1 protein-coding gene is annotated in these 1,171 nt (G+C 38.5%); it reads right to left on the bottom strand.

The annotated features are described in order from the left end of the window. Positions 1-36: 36 nt before the first annotated feature. Complete coding sequence (cysB, locus tag H5072_RS20015; RefSeq protein WP_002961670.1) at positions 37-1,014, bottom strand: HTH-type transcriptional regulator CysB; 978 nt, start codon at positions 1,012-1,014, stop codon at positions 37-39. Between the last annotated feature and the right edge of the window lie 157 nt (positions 1,015-1,171).

Genomic DNA, 1,171 nt, shown 5'->3' with positions numbered 1-1,171 from the left:
AGGCAGCTTTTTTATTTTTCGTTCAATGCAATCACCTTATTTAACGGGTAACTCTATATCTGCAAATAACTTATCTACGTCATCTTGGTTACGTAACAAGCTTGCTCGCTCTACGCGCTCTTTAGTTAAGTGCGGTGCAAAACGTTCAATAAAATCATACATGTAAGTACGTAAAAAGCTGCCCTTTCTAAAACCAATTTTGGTCGTGCTTGCTTCAAATAAGTGGCTTGCATCAATACACACTAAATCGGTATCGCTCACTTGATCTATCGCCATTGAAGCGACAACACCAACTCCTAAACCCAGTCGTACGTATGTTTTTATAACATCAGCATCGGTTGCAGTAAATACAATGTGTGGCTCAAGTCCGTGTGCGCTAAATGCTTTATCTAACTCTGAGCGGCCCGTAAAACCAAATACATATGTAATGAGTGGATATTGGGCAATGTCAGCAACAGTTAAACTATTTGCCTTTTTAGCGAGCGGATGGTCTTTAGCAACAACAATACTGCGATTCCAATGATAACAAGGCAACATAACTAAATCTGAATACAAATGCAGTGCTTCTGTTGCAATAGCAAAGTCGGCATCACCGCGTGCTGCAGCATCCGATATTTGTTGTGGAGTACCTTGGTGCATATGAAGCGATACCGCAGGGTATTTTTTCATAAACCCTTGAATAACGTTAGGCAAAGCATAACGGGCTTGGGTATGTGTTGTGGCAATATTTAACTTACCTTGATCAGGTAACGTATGCTCATTAGCAACGGCTTTAATACCTTCTACTTTGGAGAGTATTTCACGAGAAATATTAATTATATCTTCGCCAGCACCGGTTACATGCGTTAAATGTTTACCACTGCGACCAAAAATTTGTACACCCAACTCATCTTCTAACATGCGTACTTGTTTAGAAATTCCTGGCTGCGAGGTAAATAAACTCTCAGCAGTCGCTGAAACATTTAATTTATGATTTTGTACTTCTACGATGTATCTGAGTTGTTGTAATTTCATGGCTGCAAATTTTAACGTTATTATTCATATTATTTATAAAGGCAATACCGCTTAAAACCAAGTGTTATTTACGTAAAATATCACTTTAGGTCTTTAGGTGTGCAATTATCTGATTAGAGCTCAAGGCTAGCATAATAAATATGCTTGAGGTAGCGAT

Origin of the sequence: Pseudoalteromonas sp. SR45-5 (assembly GCF_014163565.1) — a bacterium.
GTDB lineage: Bacteria > Pseudomonadota > Gammaproteobacteria > Enterobacterales > Alteromonadaceae > Pseudoalteromonas > Pseudoalteromonas distincta.
Note: the sequence above shows the minus strand (reverse complement) of the source record. Positions and strands in the feature narration are given on the sequence as shown.